This is a genomic window from Novosphingobium piscinae (genome assembly GCF_014230355.1).
Lineage (GTDB): Bacteria > Pseudomonadota > Alphaproteobacteria > Sphingomonadales > Sphingomonadaceae > Novosphingobium > Novosphingobium piscinae.
The window spans coordinates 1-16,107 of the sequence record NZ_JACLAX010000027.1 but is presented as its reverse complement, the minus strand read 5'-3'; the positions used below and the strand labels follow the sequence as shown (position 1 = coordinate 16,107).

Annotated in this window: 13 protein-coding genes; 6 read left to right on the top strand and 7 right to left on the bottom strand. The window is 69.4% G+C overall.

The window, feature by feature from the left end:
* Positions 1 to 159: 159 nt before the first annotated feature.
* Both H7F53_RS16405 and H7F53_RS16400 read right to left on the bottom strand, forming a co-directional pair.
* Positions 160 to 2,244 carry a TonB-dependent receptor gene (locus H7F53_RS16405; protein ID WP_185680593.1) on the bottom strand — a complete coding sequence of 695 codons (2,085 nt, stop codon included), beginning with the start codon at positions 2,242 to 2,244 and terminating at the stop codon, positions 160 to 162.
* A gap of 194 nt (positions 2,245 to 2,438) precedes the next feature.
* Positions 2,439 to 3,209 (bottom strand): acyl-CoA thioesterase domain-containing protein, encoded by a 771-nt coding sequence (locus tag H7F53_RS16400; RefSeq protein ID WP_185680592.1) that lies wholly within the window; start codon positions 3,207 to 3,209, stop codon positions 2,439 to 2,441.
* A gap of 198 nt (positions 3,210 to 3,407) precedes the next feature.
* Between H7F53_RS16400 and H7F53_RS16395 the strand changes: the two genes are divergently transcribed.
* From H7F53_RS16395 to H7F53_RS16380, 4 genes are all read left to right on the top strand, one after another.
* On the top strand, positions 3,408 to 4,133 hold the full coding sequence (locus H7F53_RS16395) for an alpha/beta fold hydrolase (protein ID WP_185680591.1): 726 nt from the start codon (positions 3,408 to 3,410) through the stop codon (positions 4,131 to 4,133).
* Positions 4,134 to 4,265: 132 nt separating this feature from the next.
* A complete protein-coding gene (locus tag H7F53_RS16390) occupies positions 4,266 to 5,699 on the top strand; it encodes a methyl-accepting chemotaxis protein (protein WP_185680590.1) in 1,434 nt (477 codons plus the stop codon).
* A 51-nt stretch (positions 5,700 to 5,750) separates the two neighbouring features.
* Complete coding sequence (locus H7F53_RS16385; RefSeq protein ID WP_185680589.1) at positions 5,751 to 7,235, top strand: methyl-accepting chemotaxis protein; 1,485 nt, start codon at positions 5,751 to 5,753, stop codon at positions 7,233 to 7,235.
* A gap of 84 nt (positions 7,236 to 7,319) precedes the next feature.
* Positions 7,320 to 8,345: an oxidoreductase gene (locus tag H7F53_RS16380; RefSeq protein ID WP_185680588.1), complete on the top strand. Its 1,026-nt coding sequence runs from the start codon at positions 7,320 to 7,322 to the stop codon at positions 8,343 to 8,345.
* Between the two features lie 15 nt (positions 8,346 to 8,360).
* On the opposite strand, the gene H7F53_RS16375 is transcribed toward H7F53_RS16380, so the two are convergent.
* Together H7F53_RS16375 and H7F53_RS16370 are read right to left on the bottom strand one after the other, a co-directional pair.
* On the bottom strand, positions 8,361 to 9,023 hold the full coding sequence (locus H7F53_RS16375; RefSeq protein ID WP_185680587.1) for an SDR family oxidoreductase: 663 nt from the start codon (positions 9,021 to 9,023) through the stop codon (positions 8,361 to 8,363).
* Between the two features lie 23 nt (positions 9,024 to 9,046).
* On the bottom strand, positions 9,047 to 9,391 hold the full coding sequence (locus H7F53_RS16370) for a hypothetical protein (RefSeq protein WP_185680586.1): 345 nt from the start codon (positions 9,389 to 9,391) through the stop codon (positions 9,047 to 9,049).
* Positions 9,392 to 9,597: 206 nt separating this feature from the next.
* On the opposite strand from H7F53_RS16370, the gene H7F53_RS16365 reads away from it, so the two are divergent.
* A complete protein-coding gene (locus H7F53_RS16365; RefSeq protein ID WP_185680585.1) occupies positions 9,598 to 10,767 on the top strand; it encodes an AAA family ATPase in 1,170 nt (389 codons plus the stop codon).
* Positions 10,768 to 10,835: 68 nt separating this feature from the next.
* The gene (locus H7F53_RS16360; protein WP_185680584.1) at positions 10,836 to 11,882 is read left to right on the top strand and encodes a ParB/RepB/Spo0J family partition protein; all 1,047 of its coding nucleotides are present in this window, start codon (positions 10,836 to 10,838) and stop codon (positions 11,880 to 11,882) included.
* Between the two features lie 27 nt (positions 11,883 to 11,909).
* Here the strand turns inward: H7F53_RS16360 and H7F53_RS16355 are convergent, their stop codons facing one another.
* From H7F53_RS16355 to H7F53_RS16345, 3 genes are all read right to left on the bottom strand, one after another.
* A complete protein-coding gene (locus H7F53_RS16355; protein ID WP_185680583.1) occupies positions 11,910 to 12,956 on the bottom strand; it encodes a ParB/RepB/Spo0J family partition protein in 1,047 nt (348 codons plus the stop codon).
* Between the two features lie 37 nt (positions 12,957 to 12,993).
* The gene (locus H7F53_RS16350; protein ID WP_185680582.1) at positions 12,994 to 14,193 is read right to left on the bottom strand and encodes an AAA family ATPase; all 1,200 of its coding nucleotides are present in this window, start codon (positions 14,191 to 14,193) and stop codon (positions 12,994 to 12,996) included.
* 62 nt (positions 14,194 to 14,255) lie between these two features.
* Positions 14,256 to 15,329 carry a replication initiation protein gene (locus H7F53_RS16345; protein WP_185680605.1) on the bottom strand — a complete coding sequence of 358 codons (1,074 nt, stop codon included), beginning with the start codon at positions 15,327 to 15,329 and terminating at the stop codon, positions 14,256 to 14,258.
* Positions 15,330 to 16,107: the final 778 nt, after the last annotated feature.

Below are 16,107 nucleotides of genomic sequence, written 5' to 3'. Positions count from 1 at the left end.
GATTTCGCGCACGGCAACTGAACGCGGCGTGAGGCGCGCTGCAAGCTGCGGTTCAGTGTTCTTGACGGACAAGGTTAACCCCCGGACCCTGGGGTCCGGGGGCGCCGGCCGGGGGGGATCGGCCGGGGGAGAGTCTGGGTGGAGCCGGGGGGCTGCGGCTCAGTACTTCACCCGCAGGGTCAGGCGGGCGTTGCGCGGCGCGCCGGGGGTGATGTTGTCGTTGTTGTGCGCGGCGGCGAAATAGGCCGTGTTGAGCACGTTCTCGATGTTGACCTGCAGGTCGATGCGCGGCGTCAGGCTGGCGTAGACCGCCGCGTCGACCCGGGTGAAGGCCGGGACCAGCGTGGTGGTCGGCAAGGTGCGGATCGCGGCGAACTGGCTCGACTGGTGAACCACCCCGACGCCGGCGCCGAGACGCCCGGTCAGGTCATAGCGGTTCCACAGCGCGAACTGGTGGCGCGGCACCTGGGCAAGACGGACCGCATCGTTGCCCTGCAAATGGGCATCCTGGAACGTGTAGCCGCCGCTGATCTGCCACTGCGGGAGGATCCGGCCGCTCGCTCCCACTTCGAACCCGCGCGTGCGGGTGCCGCCGATGTTGATGCTGACCACGGGGTTGGTCGGGTCCGGCGTCGTCGCGTTGCTGCGGTCGAGCTGGAAGGCCGCCGCCGTCAGGCTGAGGCCCTGGGGCAGGTCCCACTTGGCCCCCACCTCGTAGTTGGTGAAGCTTTCGGGGGCGAGGTTCTGGGTGGTGGTCGAGAGGCTGAGGAACTGCTCGCCCGAGCGCGGCAGGAACGACTTGCTGAAGCTGCCGTAGATCGAGACGTTCTCGCGCGGCTTGAGCACCAGACCGAGCCGCGGGCTGACGCTGCGATCGGTCCGGGCGAAGGGGCGCGGGGTACCGAGCAGGTCGGTCCCGGTGATCCGGAAGCTGTCGAAGCGCAGGCCGAGCAGCAGGTCGACGTGCCGCCCGAGGCCGAGCTGGTCCTGGGCATAGACCGACACCACATCCACGTCCGACACGGTGTTGCGCGCCGGGGTGCTGAACACCACGGTCGGGTAGATGAGGCTCTGCAGGTTGAGCGTGGTGGCCGAAAGCGTGCCGTTGAGCCGCTGGCTGGCGGTGTGCTGGTTGCTCGCCTCAAGGCCCAGCAGCAGGGTGTTCTCGATCGCACCGACCCGCGCCTTCCACACCAGGTTGCTCTGGGCGATCAGATTGCGCCGCTGGGTCGCGTCGAAATAGTTGCCCAGCGGGACGGCGCCGGTCACCAGGTTGGCCGGGCCATTGGCAAAGACATTGCCGTAGTACTTGTCATAGTCGCCGTAGAGCAGGGTGTTCGACCAGGTCAGGTTGTCGGTCAACTCGCCGTCGGCCCGCGCCCGGACGACATGGGCGGTCAGCCCGGTGCGGTTGGCCTCGGGCACGCCGAAGAAGGTATCGCGATAGCCGGTGAGCGGCGTGTTGGGCTGACCCGTGGCGGTCGCCACCGAGGGCACGCCGCGGTCGGTGACCCGGTCGTCCTTCACATATTCGTACGACAGGCCCACCTTCCAGCGCCCGAGATCGGCACCGATCGTGGGGTTCACCGCATAGCGCTCACCCGCGTAGAAATCGCGGTGGTTGCGCAGCTGCTCGTATTCGCCGTTCACCCGCAGGGCCGTGCTCGCGGCCAGAGGCAGGTTGACGTCGGCCGCCACGGTCCAGTCCCCGAAGGAATTGACGCTGGCGTTGGCGGCGGTCAGCACCTGCCCGGCGATCGGGGTCTTCTGCACGCGGTTGATCACGCCGCCGCCACCGCCGCGCCCGAAGATCAGCGCCGAGGGCCCCTTGAGGACCTCGACCCGTTCGATGTTGTAGAGCCCGCGGTAATACTGGACGTCGTCGCGCACGCCATCGAGGAAGAAGTCCGCGGTGGAGTTCTGACCGCGCAGCGTGATCTGGTCGCGGTTGCCCTCGCCCTGCCCCACCGTGGTGCCGGGAACGTAACGCAGGACTTCGGCCATGCTGAGCTGGGCCTGATCGTCCAGGCGGTCGCGAGTGACCACGGTGATCGACTGGGGCACGTCGATCAGCGGCGTATCGGTGCGCGTGGCGCTGCTCGAGCTGTCGGCCTTGTAGCCGCCGACATGGCCGGTGACGATGATCGGACCATTGGCTTCATCCTCGGCGGCAGCAGCGGCCGCTGCAGGCGCCAGGGCCGGCAGCAGGGCCAGCGTCGCGGTGGCGAGCAGCAGCTTGGTCATCAACGTCCCTTCCTTCGTAATCTGAGCGGCCACCTACGGCTATTGCGAGTGATTTGCAATAACGTAATTGATAATGATTCGCAAAATAGCCGCAGGCAGACACCTAGCGGCCGCGAGGGCGGCCGCAATTGACGCAGATCAAGAAAGGCGCGATCCGCCGACAGGTCAGGCGGACGGGCGTGGCAGGGGCGCGGCTAGCCGCGCTGGTTGGTCAGCGCCGTGATGCTCACCTGGCCGATCGCGCCGTGCTCGTCGTAAAGCCGGCAGTTGCCGATCGCGATACCCTGCGAGGCGTCATGACGCGTGGCCTCGAGGCCGATCCACTCGCCGCGCGGAAGACGGTGCAGCTGTGCGGTCACATCCGTATTGATGTAATGCACGCCCAGATCGGACCAGTGGGCCAGCGGGCTGGCGAAGTCGGCCGCGTAGCCGACCCGGGCGAAGGGGGTCAGGGGCTCGCCGTGCACCAGGGGCAGCACATTGCGCAGCCAAATCCGGCGCGGGCCATAGCCACCCATCGACCCCTCGATCACCCGCACATCGGCGCCCCAAAGTGCGGTGCCGCCGCTCACCGTGGGCAGCGCATCGGGCGCCGGGGCCGACCACAGCGCATCGCCGGGCCAGACCTTGCCCGGCGGGACCGGTGCCGGGCGCAGCAGCTGGCACAGCGCACGGGCATACTCGTCCTCGCCGACCGAGAGCGTCGCCTCGATCAGCCGCAGGCGGGCGCCATCGCGGATCACCCGCGTGGCAATCCGCAAAGGCTGCATGCGCACAAGGCGGTGGAGATCGACCGTGAGCCGCGCCGGCACCAGCTCGCCGCCGCCATGGCGCTGCTCGATCTCGTGGGCCAACAGGCCCACCAGCGCCCGGCCATCGACCGAATCCGGCGTCCAGTAGCCGCGCGCACCGGGCTGGGGCATCAGGCTGGCGCCGTCACGGTGGAAAAGGGCATCCTGGGTCATGGCAAAGTCGAGTCCTGACGAGCGCGAGCGCGGCCCTATCCGCCAGCCCGGCGCGGGGCGCAAGCCCTCGCGGATCAACGGGTTGTCCCGCCCCGCTTGTCCCTGCCCGACGGGAGCATTAGCCTGTCCGCGCAGACCACCCGGCAAGGACATGCTCCAGGCACCAGCCCTCCCCTCCCCCGGCACGCGCCCGGCCACATGACCACCTTCGTCCTGATCCCCGGGGCCTGGCACGGCGCGTGGTGCTGGGAACGCGTGATCCCGCTGCTCGCGGCGGCGGGACACCGCGCGCTCGCCCCCGAACTGCACGGCATGGGGGCCGATCAGGCCCGCGCCGCCGAGGCCACACTGGCGGGCTGGGTCGAGCAGATCGGGGCGGCGCTCCAGACCGAACCGGCGCCGGTGGTCCTGGTCGGCCATAGCCGCGGCGGCGCGGTGATCAGCGAGGTCGCCGAGCGCTGGCCCGAACGGGTGGCGGGGCTGGTCTATGTCGCGGCGCTGCTCTTGCCCGACGGGACCTCGGTGCGCGACACCCTGGCCAATGCGGCCGGGGCGGCCAGCGTGGACATCGCGCGCCACGACGACGGCACCTGCACGATCGCGGCGGCGGATGTCGGGCCGGCGCTGTACAACACCACGCCACCCGACTGGACCGCCCGCGCCATCGACCGGCTCGGCCCGGAACCGCGCGGCGTGCTGCGCAGCCCGGTGCGGGTCACCGCCGAACGCTTCGGACGCGTGCCGCGCCACTATGTCGAGTGCCGCCAGGACCGGACCATCCCGCTGGCCACCCAGCGGGCGATGCAGGCGGCCTGGCCCTGCGCCACGGTGGCGACGCTGGACTGCGATCATTCGCCCTTCTACTCGGCGCCGGAGGCCCTCGCCGCGACGCTGCTCGACCTGGCCGGACGTCCAGCCCCGTGAGACGGCGGCGTGCCAACCCTGTCCTTTGGTACATAGTAGAAACCCGAGATAACTGAATTTACGAGATTTTCGTCCCTATCCGCCCATTAAGCCCGTTGGGAATGCGAATAACTCTCATTCGGTGGAGCGGCCATGCCTACGACGGACGAACTCAAGGAACGGTACGGCTTCTATGAACTTGCCCGCAACCAGGAGAGCTTCGCGCGGCTGGGCAAGCACGTTCGCGCGGCGGTCGATGCGGGGCTAACCAAGTTCTACGCCAAGCTGGCCCAGACCCCGGCCCTTGGCAGCTTCTTCTCATCGGACGAGCGGGTGCGCCATGCGCGCGGCGCGCAGCGCGACCACTGGGTGCAGCTGTTCGAGCGCGGTCTCGACCAGTCCTACTACGACCGGGCTCTCAAGATCGGCAATACGCATGCCCGGATCGGGCTTGAGCCCAAATGGTACATCGGTGGCTATGCGCTGATCCTCGAGCACCTGATCGAGCACATGATGCTCAGCGGCACCGCGCGCCTTTCGCCGGCACGGCGGCGCCTGGCCAAGGATGTCGCCTCGCTGGTCAAGGTGGCGATGATCGACATGGACGTGGCGCTGTCGACCTACTTCGAGATGGCCGAGCGCAACACCCGCGAGATCGTGCTCGGCAAGATGGGAGCCAGCCTCGGTTCGCTCGCCCGGGGCGATCTGTCGACCCGGATGACCGGTCTGCCCGCGAGCTACCGCCAGGTCGAGACCGATTTCAACAGCGCGATGGAGCGGCTGGCCCAGACCGTCGGGCTGGTGGCCGACAGCGCCGGCCAGATTTCCACGTCGACCGACGAGATCCGCGCGGCGACCGAGAACCTCGCCGCGCGCACCGAGCGGCAGGCGCACAACGTGCAGGACTGTGCCCGGGCGATGGGCCAGCTCGCCGCGGGGCTGCTCAAGACCTCGCAGACCATGGGCGAACTGCGCGTGGCATCGCGCAGCGCCGAGGAGGAGGCGACCCGTGGCCGCGAGGCGGTCCAGCAGGCGGTCAGCGCGATGGACGATGCCCAGCAGAGCGCTGAAGAGGTGGTGCAAATCGCCGAGATCATCGACGGCATCGCCTTCCAGACCAACCTGCTTGCGCTCAATGCCGGGGTCGAGGCCGCGCGCGTGGGTGAGGCCGGCAAGGGTTTCGCGGTGGTCGCCAACGAGGTGCGGGCGCTGGCCCAGCGCTCGTCCGAGGCGGCGGACAACATCAAGCGGCTGCTGTCGAACAGCCGGGAGCAGGTCGACCGCGGCGCGGGACTGGTCAAAGGCGCGGGCAACATGCTGCATGGCATCATCGGCAAGGTGGTGGAGATCACCACCGGCGTGGGCGATGCCGCTGCGCTGACCGACCAGCAATCGGCCGACGCCGAGCGGGTCAACGAGGTGATCGCCGAGATCGATCGCTCGACCCAGCAGAACGCCGCGATGGTCGAGCAGACCGCCGCCGCGACCCGCTCGATGGCCATCACGGCGCAGCGCATGGGCGAGGCCGTCGCGGTGTTCGACCAAAGCGCCGCCCAGCCCCACCTGCCGGTGCGCCGGGCCGCCTGATCCCTTCCCGAACACCAGGCCCGCAGCGGGCCGAATCCGCGGAGACCGCCCATGCTGACCTGGTTTCGTGAGACTGCCCCGATTCGTCTGAAGTTCCGCGTCCTCGCCTATGTGCAGGCGACGATGGCGTTGCTGGTGACGCTCACCTGCCTGCTGCTGGCCCAGGGGCTGGTGGAGAGCCCGTGGGTCTCGCTACCGGTGGCCCTGCTGTCTGCGGCCGAAGTCGCGCTGATCGTTTTCGCCGGCAAGCTGATCAGCGATCCTTACGTGACCACGGTCGAGCGAATGGAAGCGCTTGCCGCAGGGAACCTCGATGGGCCAGTCGAATACACGCACTACCAGGACTGCGTTGGCCGGCTGACCCGGGCCATGGCGACGTTCCGTGCTCAGGCCGTCGCCCTGCGCGATTCGCAAAGCCAGCAGACCGTGGTCCACGCGATGACCGAGTGCCTGCAGCGGCTCGCCGACAACGACCTGACGGTGCGGATGCATCACGACCTGCCGCCTGGCTACGAGGAGCTGCGCGAGAACTTCAACCGGGCGGCCGAGGCGCTCGGCCACGCACTGAACGAGGTCGCGGTCGAGGCCTCCGGAATCCTCAATGGCTCGAACGAGATCCGGGCTGCCTCTGACGACCTGTCACGGCGCACCGAGCAGCAGGCCGCCTCGCTCGAGGAGAGCAGCGCCGGGCTCAACCAGGTGACGGGGTCGGTCCAGCAGAACGCCACCGAAGCTCAGTCCGCCGCCCAGTCGGTGCGCGAAGCCCAGGAGGAAGCGCGCGAGGGTGGCGGCGTGGTCTCGCGTGCGGTGGCCGCCATGAACGCGATCCAGTCCTCGGCCGACGAAATCGCCAAGATCATCGCGGTGATCGATTCGATCGCCTTCCAGACCAACTTGCTGGCGCTCAATGCCGGGGTCGAAGCGGCCCGCGCCGGGGAGAGCGGCAAGGGCTTCGCCGTGGTCGCCAACGAGGTGCGGGCGCTGGCCCAGCGCTCGGCCGAAGCCGCCACCCAGATCCGCACCCTGATCAGCGCCAGCACCCAGCAGGTCACCGAGGGGGTTGCCCTGGTCGGCGCCACTGGCGAGGCGCTGACCACGATCGTCGACCGGATCGACCGCATTTCAGGTGCCGTGGCGGCGATCGCCGATTCGGCGGTGCGCCAGTCGGCCGCGCTCGGCCAGGTCAATGCCGCCGCGCGCGACATGGACCGGATGACCCAGCAGAACGCCGCCATGGTCGAGCAGACCAATGCCGCGGCGCGCGAGTTGGCCGATCGCTCGGGCCAGCTCGCGCGGTTGGTCAGCCGGTTCCGGATCGAGGGCAGCGCCGCAGGGTCCGCAGCCTCCTGGCAGACGCCCGCGCGCGCGGTGGCGCAGCCCGCGCCGACAGCGGCGCGGCGCCCTGCCGCGGCGATCCCGCTGCCCTCCGCCAGCCGCCCTGCGCCGACACCGGTGCCCGCTGCCGCACCCCGGCGCCAGGCCGTGAATGCCCCCCTGCCCGCACTGGCCGAAGCCGACGACTGGTCCTCGTTCTAGGAGCAGCCGGCCGCGGCCCCTTGCCGCCCGTCGCGCCAGCCGCCATCACCGCGCCGTGACGCGGCGGTTTGAGGCAGGGCGACGATGACGGACATCGGGGTGGGACTGATCGGCTATGGCCTCGGCGGCCGGGCCTTCCACGCACCCTTCATCGCCCACACTCCGGGCCTGACGCTGCGCGCCGTGGTGTCGCGCGATGCGGCGAAGGTCCGCGCCGACTGGCCGGATCTGGCCGTCGAATCCTCGGTCGAGGCGTTGCTGGCACGGGGTGACATCGGCCTCGTCGTCGTCTCGAGCCCGGATCACTGCCATGCCGATCACGCCTGCCAGGCCCTCGCCGCAGGCTGCCATGTCGTGGTCGACAAGCCCTTCGCGCTCACGCTGGCCGAGGCCCGCCGGGTCGTGGCCGCTGCCGATGCCGGCAAACGCCAGCTCAGCGTGTTTCACAATCGCCGCTGGGACGCCGACTTTCTTACCCTGCGCGCGCTGGTCGCGGCCGGCCGGCTGGGCCGGATCGTGCATTTCGAGAGTCGCTTCGATCGCTGGCGCCCGACTCCGGCCGAGGTGTGGAAGGAGGCGCGCTCCGGCGGTTCGTGGCAGGATCTCGGGCCACACCTCGTCGATCAGGCCTTGCAACTGTTCGGCCGGCCCACCGCCGTGACGGGCGATCTGGCCGTACTGCGCGACGGGGCCCCGGCCCCCGACTGGTTTCAGGCCACGCTGCACTACCCCCGCCTGCGCGCCACGCTGCATTCCAGCAAGCTGGCGGCGGACCACGGCCTGCGCTTCGCGGTGCACGGCACCGGCGGGAGCTGGATCAAGCACGGGCTTGACCCGCAGGAGGGCGCCAGCCTGGCCGGCCGGCCGCTGGACGCCCCGGACTGGGGCACCGATCCGCGCCCCGGCCAGTTCACCCCGGCCGATCCTGCCGCGCCGCCCCTGCCCCTCCCCGCACCACGCGGCGACTATGGCGCGTTCTGGCGCGGACTGGTCACCGCGCTGCGCGCCGGCGGACCGAACCCGGTGCCGGTGGACGAGGCCCTCGCCGTGATGGAGGTGCTCGACGCGGTCCGGCGCAGTGCGGCCGAGAGCCGGACCGTGGCGCTCTGATCAGGACCGGCCGGGTCAGACCCGCCCGGTCACCGGCAGGCAGGCACCGGTCACCGCCGAAGCGGCATCTGACAGCAGGAAGGCGATCACCGCGGCCAGCTCCTGCGGGGCCACCCACTTGGCCGCATCGGCCTCGCCCATGTCGGCGCGATTGGCGGGGGTGTCGATGATCGACGGCAGCACCGCGTTGACCCGCACCCGGCCCTTGAGCTCTTCGGCCAGCGCCTCGGTCAGGCGCGCCACGCCCGACTTGCTCGCGGTATAGGCGCCCATGCCCAGGCCGGCCTTGAGCGTGGCCGCCGCGCCAACCTGGACGATCGCCCCGCCCTCACCCAGCCGCGGCACCACCGCCCGCGCCGCATTCAGCGCGGTGCGCACGTTGATGCGGTAGAGCAGGTCCCAGCTGTCCGGGCTGCCATCGAGCACGGTCTCCCAGCGGAAGCCGCCGGCGATCGAGGCCAGACCGGCGAGACCGCCCGAGGGTGCGGCCCGGGCCATCGCCGCTTCGGTCGCCGCCGCGTCGGTCAGGTCCACCCCGCCGATGAAAAGGCCAGGAAAATCAGCCGCCTGAGCAGCGAGGTCGAGGCCGATCACGCTGTGGCCAAGCTCCGCAAGATGATCCGCCACTGCCCGACCGAGAAATCCGGCCGCGCCGGTGACCACGATTGTTTTGGACATTTTCTTTCTTCCTCAATCGGTTATCAGTTCAGCACTCGCGTCGGAGCCGGCCAGCCGGACCGATCCACGCAGAACACCGCCCGGCGAACGTTCATTCGAGCACCACGTTGACCCCATGCGGCTGGGGACAGGCCGCAAGGCCCGCGTCCCCGCCTGCGGCCCGGTCCCGACTGGCGCGCCCCGCCGAACGGAATATCGAAGGGCCGGTCAAGGGGCTTGTTGACACAGACCATGCCCGAACCCGGCTTCATCGCGCCGCCGATGGCCCGGGCCACCGCGACGAAAGGGCGGCCGGTGGCAGGGTTGATAACCTCGCGCGCGGCGGCGCCGTCCACCAGATCCCCGTTGATCAGCATCGGCTTATCCATGGCCCCAGTCCTTGCCGGGATTGGGGCCGCACCCCGCGGAGGGGGATAGCAAGCTGACACCCGGGGGCAAGCACGTGCCCCGCCGCCGTCGCGGCGGCGGCGAAAAAGTTTCCTCGAGGAAACTTTTCCCGCCCCGCCCCCTGCCCTCGACGGGCTGGTCCGCGCTCCGTAGAAGGCCGGGGCGTTCCACCAGCAGCAGGCGAGCCATGCATTCCGAGGTCGAACGAATTGGCGAGATCGCCCAGGCGGGCGAGCGGATGATCGAGCGGCTGCGCCGCCGCGCCTTCCTGCCCGAAGCGCGCAAGGCGCTAGCGGTGCGCTTCAGCCTGGCCGAGGCCGCCGCCCTGCTTGGCTGCCCGCCCGAGCGGATCACGGCGGCAGAGGCCGCCGGCGCCGTCCCCGCCCCGCCCCCGGGCCATCTGCGCCGGACTCCCTATGGCGTGACCGAGCTGCAGGCGCTGCGCGCCGCGCTCGGCCTGCTGCCGGCCCGGCTGACACAGGACGCCCCCGCGCTGATCGCGGTGCAGAACTTCAAGGGCGGGGTCGGCAAGTCAACCGTGACCACCCATCTGGCGCATTACTGCGCGCTGCAGGGCTACCGCGTGCTGGTGGTCGACTGCGACAGCCAGGCGACGACCACCACGCTGTTCGGCTTCAACCCGCATGTCACCATCACCCGCGAGCAGACGCTCTATCCCTATCTCGCGCTCGACCCGACCGAGTCTGATCTGGCCTATGCGGTCCATCCGACGCCATGGCCCAATGTCGATCTGATCCCGGCCAATCTCGAGCTGTTCGACGTGGAGTACGAACTGGCGGCCAGCGGGGCCGGCGGCGAATCGGTGCTGGCGGCGCGGTTCCGCAAGCTCAAACAGGGGCTGACCGAGCTGGCCGCCGGCTACGATCTCGTGCTGCTCGATCCGCCCCCGGCTCTCGGGACGATCTCGCTGGCGGTCATGCAGGCGGCCAATGCCCTGATCGTACCGCTGGCCGCGACCACGCCCGATTTCTGCTCGACCGTGCAGTTCCTCGGCATGATGGATCAGGTGACGCACCAGCTGCGCGACGCCGGGATCGACGTGGACTATCGCTTCGTGCGGTTGCTCTGTGCCAAGTTCGACAGCAACGATCCAAGCCACGGCATGCTGCGGCAGATCATGGAGCAGACCTTCGGCTCGGCGCTGCTCCCGGTGCCGATCCTCGAAAGTGCCGAGATCAGCCATGCCGCGCTGCGGATGATGACGGTCTACGAACTCGAGCGGCCGATCGGCACGGTGCGCACGCACCGGCGCTGCAAGAGCAATCTCGACGAGGCGCTGGGCCAGATCACCGCCTTGGTGCGCGGCGGTGGAGGCCGGCCCGTGAGGGCCGGCTGATGGCCCTGTCCTACAGTGTATGTTCTTTATATGTTCCTACCTGATCCCAGCATGCAGAGGGCCCGGCGATGGCAAAGAAGCAAAGCGACTATCTGGCTAGTCTCCTGAACGACGAGGCTGGTGCCGCCAATCCGGGTGAGGACAGCGCCGGCGAGGCGGTCGGGGCAACCAGCCGGGCCGGCCTGTCGCTGCTGGGACGCGACAACGCCCTGGCCCGGGTCGCCAGCGGCGAGATCCGCCAGGTCACCCAGTTGCTGCTCGATCCGGCACGGGTGCGGGTCTGGCCGGGCAATGCCCGGCTGCGCGCCCAGCTGTCCGAGGCCAACTGCCGCGACCTGATCGAGTCGCTGATCGCCGAGGGCGGACAGAAAGTGCCGGCCGTGGTCCGCCACATCAGCGGCGATCCCGATCACGATTACGAGCTGGTCGTCGGCACGCGGCGGCATTTCGCCGTGACCTGGCTGCGTGGCCATGCCTATCCCGAGATGCGCCTGCTCGCCCAGGTCGCCGACCTCGACGACGAGGCCGCGTTCCGGTTGGCCGACATCGAGAACCGCGCGCGGCGCGACATCAGCGACATCGAACGGGCGCGCAACTATGCCGAGGCGCTCGACCGTCACTATGGCGGTCGGGCCGTGCGCATGGCCGAGCGGCTGCGCGTGTCGAAGGGCTGGCTGTCCAAGATGCTCAAGGCCGCGCAGCTGCCCGACGCGGTGCTGGCGGCCTTCCCGGACTGGGCCGCACTGACGCTCAACCCGGCTTACCGGTTGGCGACCGCCCTTGACGAGGCACCACGCGGCGCGGCGCTGCTGGCCGAGGCCAAGGCCGTGGCGCGCGAGCAGGCCAGGCTGGCCAAGGCCGGGCGCCCGCCCCTCCCCGCCCCCGCCGTGCTCGCCCGGCTGCTCGCCGCCAAGGCCGAGGCGTCTCCGGAGCGGGACTGGCGCATGGCGGTGCACTCGGCCTACGGCAAGCCCGTGCTCGAGGTGCGCGCGGTCAACCGGCGCGGCGTGACCCTGCACCTGCCGGCAGGCAGCGGGGCGGGCGACGAGCAGATCGTGGCCGCGCTACGCACGGTCCTGGACACGCTGCGCAGCAACGGCGTCGACCTATCCTGACCGCGTGGGGGCGCCGGGAAGGCCGCCCTATTCGGGCCAGTAACGCGCGAGCAGGCGTTCGAAGGCGGCCACCACCTCGGCCCGGTTGCCCTTGCCGTCCGGGATCAGCGTCAGGCTGACTCCCTCGCCCCTGCGGGGCTTGTGCACGGTCATGATCGGCTTGCCCCGCGAATCCATGATCGTTTCGTGCGAACCGGCGGCGGCATCGGCTATCCTGACCTTTTGGGGGCCCTTGTAGGCCGCCGCCAACTGGCGGATCACGTCGGCCGCGGCGAGGGGCTTGCCCCCTCCCCCGCCGTCGGCCGCGGCACCGATGCGTGCCGCGGCCAGGGCCTGCGCACGCTGCTCGACCAGGGCATACTTCGCCGGCGGCTTGAGCAGGGGCTTGAGCTGGGTGACGTGCTTGATGCGCAGCTCGTGCGGGCTGGCGAAGGCGGCGACGATCTCGCCGGGCAGGCGGGCAAGGTCCAGATAGCGACTGAGCCAGCTCGGGGTGACGTTGAGCCGCTCGGCCATGTCCTTCTGCACCCCGCCGTAATAGGTGCCCAGCGCCCGGAGATAGTCGCGGGCGCGCTCATAGTCGGTCAGGTCCTCGCGCGCGCGGTTCTCGAGATCGGCGACGCGGAAGGCCTCCTCGTCGGTCAGGTCGCGGACCTCGACGAGGAAACGGATGTTCGGATAGTTGTGCTCGCGCAGCCAGCTGACCGACCAGTGACGCCGCGCCCCGCAGATCACCTCGAACTCGACCGCGGGATCTCCGGCAACGCGCCGGACGATCGCCGGAACCTCCTGCTTGCCCTGGGCCTTGATGCTCTCGATCAGGTCCTTGCAACGCTCGAAATCGAGCGCCGCGTAGTCGCGGTTGTGGTGGGCCCACATCCGGCATTTGGCCGGATCGACCTGGTACTGCGTCTTGGCCACGCTGGCCCCGGTGGCCAGTTCGGCCAGGCGGTTCGAGCGGGTGGCGAGCAGGTCGCGCGTTGGCTGGGCCGACGGGCGAGGGGGGTCATCGGGCTTGGCACCGGTCAGGGCCGAGGTCAGGCTCGAGGCGAATCCACGATTCTTGCGTTCCATTTCAGCTACCCTTCACACCAATTGCACCGGTGCAATTTCATGCCAGACCCGACCGCCGCAGCGCCTCGGCATGGCTCGGCCAGGTCCGGCGGATCTCGGTTTCGATCTCGGAATTGACGGCCTCGAGATAGGTCAGGCAGCGGTCGCGGACGCTCTTGCTGGTGACCGGACCGCTCAGTTCATAGACCGTCATCAACCGCGCCGTGGCATTGTCGATCTCGGCCGAATCCTTGAGTGAGGCGCGGATCAGGTCATGCCCGAAGAGATTGCGGAACAGGTCGAGCATCTCGCGCTGCATCGACTTGTTGTCGTCCACCTTCGAGGCGAGGAACCGCACGAACGACAGGTCGGGTTCGATCCCGTGCTGGGCGAGGGTTTCGAGCGTCTCGTCGAGCATGGCCAGGAACGCCGCGGTCGAGGAGAAGTCCATCACGGTCGGGGGGAGGGGGACCACCAGGGCGTTGGCCGCGCGCAGCACCGACAACGAGATCGCGCCGAGCGCCGGCGGCGGATCGATGATCACCACGTCGTAGCTGTCGGCGATCGAGAGGATCCCCTCGGCCAGGCGGTTGAGCAGCGCCCCTTCACCGGTCGCCATCCTGGCCGCCAGCTCGTATTCCGACTGGAACAGGCGCAGGTTCGCCGGGATCAGGTCAAGCCCGTCAAAGTGGGTGCGGCGCACGGCATAGGCCAGGCTCGCGATGTCGTCGTGCCGCAGGAACGGATAGAGCGTGTCGTCCTCCGCCAGATCCAGGTCGGGGACATAGCCGAACAGGGTGGTGGCCGAGGCCTGGCTGTCACAGTCGATCAGGCACACCCGGTAGCCCTTGATCGCGAGGTACTGCGCGAGGTGAACCGAGATGGTCGACTTGCCGACCCCGCCCTTGAAGTTCTGGATCGCCAGGATCGCCAGCGGATCGGTTGGGCCGCGGCGCGGGCGGGTGCCGAACACCTCGCGCATCTCGTTGAGCTGGGCGAGCGTATAGCCGACCCGGCGATTGGTGGCGGTCCGGTCGGGCGCGGTCAGCCGCCCGTCCCTCTCGGCGTCGCGGATCGCCGTGGGGGTGCGACCGACCAGCTCCGCCGCGCGGCTGATCGGGAAGGTGGGTTCGCGCCGCTCATCCGCGCGGGCGTTGCGCACCTCGTTGCGCAGCTGTTCGAGCACCGCCGCGGACTGGGTGGCCAGCCGGGTGATGTTCGCGCGGCTGCCGCTGGGTTCGAGCACAGTTTCGACCATATCGCCCTCACTTTCGATTTTGAGGGGGTATGCGGTCTAATTTCGAAAGTCAAAGCGGGACGTCAGGGCGCACCCCGTTGCGCCGCGAAGGCCTTGCAGAAACCCTCGAACGAGCGGACCAGCCGCTCGCCGCCCAGTCCGGCAAGCCGCGCGCCAAGCTGCGCGCGATAGGCCTGGGCAATCACGTCGCGGTCCCACCCGCCGCCGAGTTCTGCGGCGATGGCACCGAACACCCGTGCCGCCTCGCCATAGCGCAGCGATCCCGCCGGAAAGGCCGTGGGCAGGGCAGGGGAGGGCGCGGGATCGGAGCCGGCCGGGGCGGCCGACACGGCCTCGACCGTGCCCTCGCGCCGCGCCCGCCGGCCACCCGAATGGCGGCCGATCTCGTCGATCGTGGCGATCTGTTCGGGCGGCTGCTTGGGCTTGAACTCGAAGTCGATCCCGACGACCTTGCGTCCCTGTTTCCGCTCGGTCCACTCGACCGTGTAATGAGCCAGCTGATCGATCTCGCTCTTGGCTTTCTCCAGCACCTTGCGGCGCAGCTGGGCGAAGTCGCCATAGACCTCGGGGTCGATGCCAAGGCCCGCGCGCAGCTCGGTGAGGTCCGGCTTCCACACGGGCTGGCGGCGGTGCAGCCGCAGCGAGCCGATCTCGTAGAGCCGCAGCGCGTAGTTCGAACGGAAGCCCAGCACGGCCTGCCGGTTCATCACCGCATAGGATTCCGATTCGCGGATCAGCTTGCGCGCCCAGGGGGTGAATTCCCACTCGATCCAGCCCCCGTCCGAGCCGTGCTCGTCGTCGATCTCCTCGCGCGAGAGCTGGATCAGCGGGAAACGGGTCACCGCCTTCTTGCCGCGCCACGAACGGTCGTCATGCGAGAACAGCGTGCGGTGCAGTTCCTCCAGCATGTCGCCGATGCGTTCATTGCCCTTGTGGCCGCGCCGCACGTCGGCCTTGCGCATGCGGTGGCGCTTGTCCTCCCAGGCATCGGCCCCGGCGGCGAGGATCATCAGCGCGAGCAGCCGCGAGGCGGTCAGGCTGAGCGAGTGTCCCTTGACGAAGCGCACCTCGACAAGATCGCCCGGCTTGACGAACTCCTCGCCCTTCTGCGCGGCGATGGCGCGGGCGACCTTCATCGCCCGGCCGGTCGTCTCGCGCGACGCCGGGCCGACCGCCAGTCCCTCGAGAAATTCGTCCGCCGCCTGATTCATCGTGGCGATCATCCTATCCTGACCTTGCAAGTCAAGCGCGGTCAGAGTTTCGCCCCCAGGGAGTCAGGATAGCCGATCGGCCCGACTCGTGGAGAATCCTGTGATTCGCCGCCATCCACGGCAAACCCAGCAAAGTGGGACTCCGCCACCCCCGCCGCGCGCCAAACCGGGTCCGAACCGGACCATCCAGCCCTGCCGGGCCCTCACCCCCAATCGGTCAGGATAGACCCCAGGCGGTCAGGGTCGCGCCCCCGTGGGGTCAGGCAAAGCCCCCAGCGGGTCAGGCACAAGCCCCCGCGCGGTCAGGATAGGGCCGTGCAAACCCAGCAAATCCAAGCGTCTGCGCACCCTGAATCAAGAATCAGGAATCACGAATCCCTCCCGCGCTGCGCTTGGGCGTTCCTATAGAGAGAGTGCGAGGGGCAGGGGAGCCGTCCGGCCAGGGCCCGCCAGGCTGACCGACCCCGCACCCGGAACATGGGTCCGTCCTGCCGTGTCCGGCGCCGCCTGCCCGATCAGGCAAGCCCTCTAGGGGTCGAAGGCAGGCGATGCTATCTCTGATATCCCACCTCGGCTCTTGACCTTGTGCTGAGGTGGGGCGAAGGGCGTTGGGGATGATTTAACTGATCGACTAAACGGGTCTGTGCTGGTTGCGGGTGCGTTTGGGGCAAGAGGAAAGGCGAGCCACGATGAAGATCCTGGT

Excerpts from the sequence above, each read along its gene's own strand:
- H7F53_RS16405 (WP_185680593.1), bottom strand. The coding sequence starts at position 2,244 with ATGACCAAGCTGCTGCTCGCCACCGCGACGCTGGCCCTGCTGCCGGCC.
- H7F53_RS16400 (WP_185680592.1), bottom strand. The coding sequence starts at position 3,209 with ATGACCCAGGATGCCCTTTTCCACCGTGACGGCGCCAGCCTGATGCCC.
- H7F53_RS16395 (WP_185680591.1), top strand. The coding sequence starts at position 3,408 with ATGACCACCTTCGTCCTGATCCCCGGGGCCTGGCACGGCGCGTGGTGC.
- H7F53_RS16390 (WP_185680590.1), top strand. The coding sequence starts at position 4,266 with ATGCCTACGACGGACGAACTCAAGGAACGGTACGGCTTCTATGAACTT.
- H7F53_RS16385 (WP_185680589.1), top strand. The coding sequence starts at position 5,751 with ATGCTGACCTGGTTTCGTGAGACTGCCCCGATTCGTCTGAAGTTCCGC.
- H7F53_RS16380 (WP_185680588.1), top strand. The coding sequence starts at position 7,320 with ATGACGGACATCGGGGTGGGACTGATCGGCTATGGCCTCGGCGGCCGG.
- H7F53_RS16375 (WP_185680587.1), bottom strand. The coding sequence starts at position 9,023 with ATGTCCAAAACAATCGTGGTCACCGGCGCGGCCGGATTTCTCGGTCGG.
- H7F53_RS16370 (WP_185680586.1), bottom strand. The coding sequence starts at position 9,391 with ATGGATAAGCCGATGCTGATCAACGGGGATCTGGTGGACGGCGCCGCC.
- H7F53_RS16365 (WP_185680585.1), top strand. The coding sequence starts at position 9,598 with ATGCATTCCGAGGTCGAACGAATTGGCGAGATCGCCCAGGCGGGCGAG.
- H7F53_RS16360 (WP_185680584.1), top strand. The coding sequence starts at position 10,836 with ATGGCAAAGAAGCAAAGCGACTATCTGGCTAGTCTCCTGAACGACGAG.
- H7F53_RS16355 (WP_185680583.1), bottom strand. The coding sequence starts at position 12,956 with ATGGAACGCAAGAATCGTGGATTCGCCTCGAGCCTGACCTCGGCCCTG.
- H7F53_RS16350 (WP_185680582.1), bottom strand. The coding sequence starts at position 14,193 with ATGGTCGAAACTGTGCTCGAACCCAGCGGCAGCCGCGCGAACATCACC.
- H7F53_RS16345 (WP_185680605.1), bottom strand. The coding sequence starts at position 15,329 with ATGAAGGTCGCCCGCGCCATCGCCGCGCAGAAGGGCGAGGAGTTCGTC.